We start from the raw sequence: 7,027 nt of genomic DNA, 5'->3' as shown, positions 1-7,027 counted from the left end.
GTACGACATTTTCCGCGGCGGCCAACCCGGCGAACGTTAGTGGACACCGCACTAGCCGGCATACTCGGCGTAGCGCTGGCACTACTGCTCGGCGCCGGCCACGCGATGCTGCCCGGACACGGCAAGACTGTCATGGCCGCCTACATCGCCGGCCGACGCGGCACCTACCGCGACGCCCTCACCGTCGGCGCCACCGTCACCACAACCCACACCGCTGGCGTCCTCGCCGTCGGCCTGCTGCTCACCACGGCCACTACTCTGGCTGGCGAGACCCTCCTCGGCTGGCTCGGGACGCTCAGCAGTCTCCTTATCGCCAGCATCGGTGCCAGCCTGCTCGCCAGCGCCGCGACCGCGCGGCCCCGGCGGAAGGAGCCGCAGGAACTCGTCCTCGCCGGGCCGGCGAAACCTGAGGAGGTCCTACACCACCACAACTCCTCGGGAACGCACGCCCACGGCGGCCACGGCGACTCCCACAGCCACGGCCACCACAGTCATGATCATTACAGCCACCGGCATGGCCTTCGACGTGCAGGGGGACTAGTCGGCCTGGGCGTTGCGAACGGAATTTTGCCCAGCCCGTCGGCGCTCATCGTCCTGCTCGGAGCCGTCGCGCTGGGCCGCACCTGGTTCGGTGTCATCCTCGTCTTCGCCTACGGCCTCGGAATGGCCGCGACCCTGACCCTCGCCGGACTGCTGCTCGTCCGACTGCACCGACGGCTGACAAGCAGACTCGAGCACCGTGTCGGGAACTGGGCAGACCGCCTCACCACCGCCACTCCCATTCTTACCGCCAGCCTGGTCCTAGCCGTCGGCGTCATCCTCACGCTTCGAGCGGCGTGGCCACTCCTGGCGCAGCCGTCTTAGATGGGCGGCGTTGGCTGATGCTGCCGGCGCCGGCGGGCCAGCAGCACGTCCGAGACCACCGCGGGCGGCAACAATGGTCGGATCAAGAACGCCTTCTACGCGACGTCGGCCGGTCAGATGAGCCACGCCCTGGCCGTTGCTGATTTCGTAGTCGGGTATCAGCAATCCCAGCCTTTCGGCTGGGAAGGTCCGTAACTGACCCAGGTACTACACGGCGCGGATCCGCCACCACGACGGCGAGCCAGGCCCGCTGTGCACCGGTCAACCCGGCCGGCTCACCATCTCCGGCATCACGCAGATCGTCCTCGCCGTGGGTGTCGATGCCGGCCTGCCTCGCATCCGCCCCCGTCGTGGTGCGGGGGCAGCATCGAAGCCCAGGATCTCGATCATTCAGGCGAACTGCCTTCGAGGTCGGTGGCGTGCACGGTGCCCAGCAGCCGTCCCTCTGGGTCGGTGACGATGATGTAGGTCATGTCGTGGTCACGTAGATGGGACCGGATGGAGGTGAGCGGGGAGTCGGGTCGGGTGGTCGAAGGCCCCAGTTCCATGACCTCATGCGCTGCCGCCTCGGGATCGCCGCCGAGTACGGTGTGGCGCAGCCGGCCGAGCAGGGTGCGATCGGCGGCGACGACCAGGGCGAAACGGTACCGCGAGGCGTCGACGCGGGCGCGGACGGCGGCGACGGTTTCATCAGGGCCGGCGATCGGCACGTCATGGCGCAGTTTCATCCCGGCGGTGGGTGCGTTAGCCCGCTCGCCTTCGGTCGGCAGGTTGTGGGCGAGCCAGTCGGCCTTGCCGGCGACGTAGTCGTAGACATCGGTGAACCCGAGGGCTTCAAGCCGGCACGCGGCTCGCGGGCTCACGTCTCAAAGGGCGTCTGAGCAGTAAACGACCACAGCACGAGTGCGGTCCAGGACAGCGGTCGTGGCGGCATCCAGGGTCTTCAGCGGGATATTGACCGCACCGGGTAGATGCTGGCCTGCGTACTCGGCGGCGGACAGCACCTCGACAAGTTGCGCGCCCACGTCCAGGAGGGAGCGCAGGTGCGGCAGGTTGATGCGCGTACTCATTAACCTGTCCCTGGCGAGGAGGTCCGAGAGGAGGAGAGCCGCCACGCCGGTAGTTGATCCACGACGCCATGACAACGGAGTCTCGCCGGAAACGGTGTGATCAAACGCCGCACACCAGCAGCCTGCCACGCCCGTAACAGCAAGGAGGGACAGCGGCAGACTGTCGCCAGGACGAGTGACGACACCGGCCAGCGGCGCCGGCTGGCCGACCACGGGCAAAACAGTGGTGTCCTTACTCGCAACCACGGTGTCGCCACCGACCCGATCAGTCCAGGCACCGTTGATGAGGAAGGACCTGGTCGGCGTGGTTGACACGGCCGTGACCAGAGCGGGCACCATTGCCGGCGGCCGCAGGACCGGGGCCGGCCTTCGAGGGTGCCGCTCAGCGGGCCTTCTTCGTCGCTCGCTTGCGGGGCGGCGTCAACAGGTCGGCTATCGCCGCGATCGCGGACGGCACGAGCCGGTAGTACGCCCAGACGCCGCGCTTCTCGCGCTCGAGCAGGCCGGCTTCGGTGAGGATCCGAAGGTGATGACTGACGGTCGGCTGGGAGAGACCGAGCGGCGCGGTGAGGTCACTCACGGACGCCTCGCCCTCCGGGGCGGACTGGATCAGGCTGAGCAGTCGCAGCCGGGCCGGGTCGGCGACCGCCTTCAGCACTCCCGCGAGCCGTTCGGCATCGGCGCGTTTGATCGGCTCGCCGGCAAGCGGCGAGACGGCATGCATAGCTGTTTTCGCAGTTCCCACGCCTTCCATCGTTGCACGAACACCATCGATACGCCGGGTGAACCAGTGCCCCGGTCACCGTCAGTTTGCGGGCAGGGAGCCGTGTTGACCTGTCCCGGCAGTGTCAGCGGCCGGATGAGCGAGTGTCGGCCCCCGCCCAACGGGTGACCGGGCGGACGGGCAGCGCCGGCGGGTTGGTCGGGCGGTGGGGCGCAGTTCGGTGAGGAGCTTCTCCACCCGGGTGCGGATCTCGTCCCGGATTGGGCGTACGGCTTAGGCGCCCTTGCCGGCCGGGTCTTCGAGCTTCCAGTCCTCGTAGCGCTTGCCGGGGAATACGGGGCAGGCGTCGCCGCAGCCCATGGTGACGATGACGTCGGAGGACTCGGCGGTGGCGTACTCGAGGAGCTTGGGGATCTGGTCGGTGATGTCGATGCCGACCTCGCGCATGGCCTCGACGGCGGCGGGTTGATGTGGTCGGCGGGTGCGCTGGCGGCGGAGCGGACCTCGACGGTGTCGCCGGCGAGATGGCGGAGCCAGCCGGCGGCCATCTGGGAGCGACGAGAGCTGTGTCGCGGTGTGCCCGTCCGTCGGGCTGCTTGCAGCGGCGGCTCTTGCGGCGAGCCTGGCCCACGCGGCGCCCGGCCCGGTGGCGGCGCCCGACCCTGACCAGGAGAAGTCGGTTGCCGCGCGGCGGGCAGCGGATCAGGAGGCTCGGCGGTAGTCTTCGGCGGGTCGATCGTCGTCGAGGTCGCCCCGCTGGTGGGCAGCCGGTCGCCGCTTCCCGCGTCTTGTCAAGTGGTCGCCCGAAGTGATCGAGTTGGGGGTACCGGTGCGAAGGCTTCTGTCACTGTGCGTCCTCGCGCTGGTTGTGGCCGGCGCGGCGGGTTGCAGCGAGCCGAGTGCGCAGGCGGAGACGCCTGGTCTCGCGCCCCGGGGCACGACGATGACCACCGTGCAGCCCACCCGCCAGGACCTCGCGAACAAGGTGAGCCTGTCTGGGAAGGTGACGATCAACCCGGTGTTCGGGATCGTGGCCCCGGTCGCCGGGCAGGTGCGGTATTTCGATGTCACGCCGCCGCCGAGTACGCCGACCAGGCCGACGAGGGTGGCGAACGTCTGGGCGTCCGGCAAGGCGCACCGCATCGAGGTCCCGGCGGGTGCGGTGTTCGCCGGCCGGCTGGTGGACGACGGTTCGAAGGTGACGGCCGGGATGCCCATCGTTTCGGCGAAGAGGGTCGGCTACGGCCTCGTCGCCGACATCGACGGCGCCCAGGCTTACCAGATCTCGGATTCTCTCGCGACGGTCCAGGCCCAGATCAAGAACGGCCCCGGGCCGTTCCGGTGCAAGGTGCTCGGCACCATCGCGGCCCTGCCCGCTGGCACCATTCCGGACCCGCCGGCCGCGGAGCCCACCGCCGGGCCGTCGGGCCAGCCGTCCGCCCTGCCGGTCGTCCCGTCGCCCCCAAGCCCGCAGGACAGGACCGAGCCGTCGGAGCCGACCGGGATGCGCCTGGTGTGCACCGCGCCCGCCAAAGTGAAGCTGATCAACGGTGCCAGCGCCACGCTCGAGGTGGTGACCGCGAGGGCTGCCAAGGCGCTGGTACTCCCGGTCGAAGCGGTCGCCGGCGCGCAAGGCCGGGGCAAGGTGGACGTGGTCAAGCCGGACGGTAGCCGGGAGACCAGGGACGTCGTTCTCGGGCTCAGCGACGGCAAGGTCGTGCAGATCAAGTCCGGCCTCACCGGCGACGAGACGGTCGCTGTCCCCGGCCCCAACCTCCCACCCGCCAAACCAGGCATGGAGGGCGACCCGTCCGCTCCGATGGGTGGAAAATGACGGCGTTGCTGCAACTCCACGGCATCACCAAGACGCTGAAGGGCCAGAAGGCACCGCGCACCATCCTCGACGGCACCGACCTGACCGTCGACGGTGGCGAGAGCGTTGCCATCGTCGGCCGTTCGGGATCCGGCAAGAGCACCCTGCTCAGCCTGATCGGCCTCTTCGACCGGCCCGACGGTGGACAGTATCTGCTGGATGGCCGGGACATCACCCGGCTGCCGGAGCGCAAGGCGGCAGCCCTGCGCAGCGCCGAGTTCGGCTTCGTGTTCCAGCGGTTCTTCCTGCTCAAGCACCTGACCGCCGCGCAGAACGTAGCGATGGCCCTGGTCAACGGCCAGGGCTGGCTGCCGCGCCGCAAACGCCGGGCCCGGACCCTGGCGGCCCTCGACCGGGTCGGCATCGCCCATCTCGCCAAGCACCGGCCGGCCCGCCTGTCCGGCGGCGAGCAGCAGCGAGTGGCGATCGCCCGGGCGCTGGTCCGGGAGCCGCGTCTGCTGTTGGCCGACGAGCCCACCGGCGCCCTGGACACGGAGACCGGCAACCTCGTGATCGAGGTGTTGCGCTCGGCGACCGACCGGGGCTGTGGCCTGATCCTGGTCACCCACGACTGGGATCACGCCAACAAGATGCAGCGGGTGCTGCGCCTCAGCGACGGGGTGCTCCACCGGGCTACCGACACAAGGAGCGTGCCTCAGTGAGCCGGCCAGCACGGCACAAAGCGGCGGCCGGAACGGGCCGGGCCGATGCCGAGCGCAGCGGGGTGACCACGTGATCCGGCTCTCCGGGCGGTTCCGCTCGGCACTGATCATCGGTGGTCAGGGCATCCGGGCCCGCAAGACCCGCACCCTCCTGTCGATGGTGAGCCTGTTCCTGGGAGTGATGGCCGTCGTGGTCGTCCAGGTCGGCGCCGAGACCGCCAAGAACGCCCGGCTGGCTGATCTGGAGCTGCACATGGGTAAGGACGGCACCCGGCAGACCTACCTGCCGGGCAACGCCGACACCATCCAGATCAGCCACGACACCCTGAAAGGGCGGGCGGACGCGGTCGCGGTCTCCACCACCCAGGCGATCATCGGAGAGCCGGGCGTCAGCCCGGTCAACCCCGGTGGAGGCCCGTTCGACCAGCCGGGCGGCGGACAGTACGTGGGCCCCGGTGGCGGCGACATGTACTGCGACCCCCGCGGCTACTGCCAGCCGATACGCGCGGCCGGCGACGCGCCGGCTATTCCCGTGCCCGGCAAGGCAATAGAACTGAGCCTCAACGCGCTCACCGGCGACATCCGCCAGTTCCGGCCCTTCCGGCCGGTGTCCGGCCAATGGCTGGACTTCTCCTCCCACCCATCGCTGTCCCCCCGGATCGTCATCAACCTCGAGGCCGCCAAAGGCTTCACACGCCACCAGGTACCGGCCGAGATGCGCGTTGAGGGGGCGACCGCCAACCCGACACCGCGCATCATCGGCGTGATCGACGACGGCAATCCGCAGCCCACCGCCTACACCCGCGCCGACGAGCTGCAGAACTGGGTGCCCCGCGCGGGCAACGGCGGCGACTACGGCCCCGGGCTGCAGGTAATGCTCGCGCCCACGGCAAGCGACCTGGAGCAACTGCTACGGATCCGCCTCACCGCCGGCGGAATACCCGCCGAACAGATCCACTTCGAGACGATCCAAGCGCGGAAGGACATCGCCAAGGAGTTGGCACTCCTGCGCTGGATCTTCCTCGGCATGGCCGGCCTGGTCCTCCTCATCGGCGTCGCCGGCATCCTCAACGTCGGGCTCGCGACCGTCGGAGAGCGAGTCGAGGAATTCGCACTGCGGCGCGCCGTGGGCACCTCACGGTCACTGCTCGCCGGCATCGTCCTCGCGGAGACACTGTTGACCGGCCTCCTCACCGCAGCCGCCGCCATCGGACTGTCCGCGCTCGCCCTGACCGCGATAAGCACCCTGTTCGGCGACCGGGAACAGCTCCTACAGGACCTCGTGTTCCCCTGGCAGGCAGGAGCCGCAGGCGTCATCGCCGGCCTGATCGCCGGACTGCTCGGCGGCCTCATCCCCGCCATCCGCGCCGCCCGCATCCCGATCGCCACCGTCATGCGCGCTTGAAGCCGGGCGACCTCTACCTGCGCGATGGATCTGTCTGCCTCGGCCGTTGGGCGCTGGCCAACGTTCAAACCTCGAGGAGTGTCGGACCCCGCCGATAGCGTGACCCGCCTCGGCCTCCGGACAGGTGTCTGCCCGGGGACGGTAAGGGCGGCTGGATGAACTGTCCGCTAAGGAGACTCCGGTGGCGTATTGGCTGATGCCCGCAGACAGCGGGCCGAAGCATGAATACCCTACCGCCCGATTCCGAAGGACTGGATCACGTCACGCTGGCCGAGCCGACACACCGTTTGCTGCGGGACAGCGAGCTGCATTCGTCTCGATCGTGACCAGCATGATCACCGACTATCTCCTGGAACACCGTCTGGAACAGGCCCCAGGGTCATTGCGTTCTGGGGTAACTGCTGGTCACGGCGGTGATCAGGTCGTGTG

At 69.3% G+C, this 7,027-nt stretch carries 7 protein-coding genes and 1 pseudogene; 4 read left to right on the top strand and 4 right to left on the bottom strand.

What is annotated here, in order from left to right; genetic code table 11:
* Positions 1-39: 39 nt before the first annotated feature.
* Positions 40-864, top strand: a complete 825-nt coding sequence (locus tag ABZ570_RS33130) for a sulfite exporter TauE/SafE family protein (RefSeq protein ID WP_358071995.1) — start codon at positions 40-42, stop codon at positions 862-864.
* 386 nt (positions 865-1,250) lie between these two features.
* On the opposite strand, the gene ABZ570_RS33125 is transcribed toward ABZ570_RS33130, so the two are convergent.
* The 4 genes and pseudogenes from ABZ570_RS33125 to ABZ570_RS33110 form a co-directional block, all read right to left on the bottom strand.
* Positions 1,251-1,727 (bottom strand): CBS domain-containing protein, encoded by a 477-nt coding sequence (locus ABZ570_RS33125; RefSeq protein ID WP_358071993.1) that lies wholly within the window; start codon positions 1,725-1,727, stop codon positions 1,251-1,253.
* A 3-nt stretch (positions 1,728-1,730) separates the two neighbouring features.
* On the bottom strand, positions 1,731-2,249 hold the full coding sequence (locus ABZ570_RS33120; RefSeq protein WP_358071991.1) for a rhodanese-like domain-containing protein: 519 nt from the start codon (positions 2,247-2,249) through the stop codon (positions 1,731-1,733).
* 67 nt (positions 2,250-2,316) lie between these two features.
* Positions 2,317-2,688: a metalloregulator ArsR/SmtB family transcription factor gene (locus ABZ570_RS33115; protein ID WP_358071989.1), complete on the bottom strand. Its 372-nt coding sequence runs from the start codon at positions 2,686-2,688 to the stop codon at positions 2,317-2,319.
* 171 nt (positions 2,689-2,859) lie between these two features.
* Positions 2,860-3,206 (bottom strand): annotated as a pseudogene (locus ABZ570_RS33110) (arsenate reductase ArsC); the annotation flags it as partial.
* Between the two features lie 395 nt (positions 3,207-3,601).
* Between ABZ570_RS33110 and ABZ570_RS33105 the strand changes: the two are divergent.
* The 3 genes from ABZ570_RS33105 (at position 3,602) to ABZ570_RS33095 (ending at position 6,598) form a co-directional block, all read left to right on the top strand.
* Positions 3,602-4,492, top strand: coding sequence for an efflux RND transporter periplasmic adaptor subunit (locus ABZ570_RS33105; RefSeq protein ID WP_358071987.1), 891 nt, complete (start codon positions 3,602-3,604; stop codon positions 4,490-4,492).
* Positions 4,489-5,193 carry an ABC transporter ATP-binding protein gene (locus tag ABZ570_RS33100; RefSeq protein ID WP_358071985.1) on the top strand — a complete coding sequence of 235 codons (705 nt, stop codon included), beginning with the start codon at positions 4,489-4,491 and terminating at the stop codon, positions 5,191-5,193. The genes ABZ570_RS33105 and ABZ570_RS33100 overlap by 4 nt, the downstream gene beginning before the upstream one ends.
* A gap of 70 nt (positions 5,194-5,263) precedes the next feature.
* The gene (locus ABZ570_RS33095) at positions 5,264-6,598 is read left to right on the top strand and encodes an FtsX-like permease family protein (protein WP_358071984.1); all 1,335 of its coding nucleotides are present in this window, start codon (positions 5,264-5,266) and stop codon (positions 6,596-6,598) included.
* The last annotated feature ends 429 nt before the right edge of the window (positions 6,599-7,027 follow it).

Origin of the sequence: Micromonospora sp. NPDC007271, assembly GCF_040634005.1 — a bacterium.
Classification (GTDB): Bacteria; Actinomycetota; Actinomycetes; order Mycobacteriales; family Micromonosporaceae; genus Micromonospora.
This window is presented reverse-complemented; position numbering and strand designations above follow the sequence as displayed.

Coding starts and splice junctions, on each gene's coding strand:
- ABZ570_RS33115 (WP_358071989.1), bottom strand. CDS start 2,688: ATGGAAGGCGTGGGAACTGCGAAAACAGCTATGCATGCCGTCTCGCCG.
- ABZ570_RS33105 (WP_358071987.1), top strand. CDS start 3,602: ATGACCACCGTGCAGCCCACCCGCCAGGACCTCGCGAACAAGGTGAGC.
- ABZ570_RS33100 (WP_358071985.1), top strand. CDS start 4,489: ATGACGGCGTTGCTGCAACTCCACGGCATCACCAAGACGCTGAAGGGC.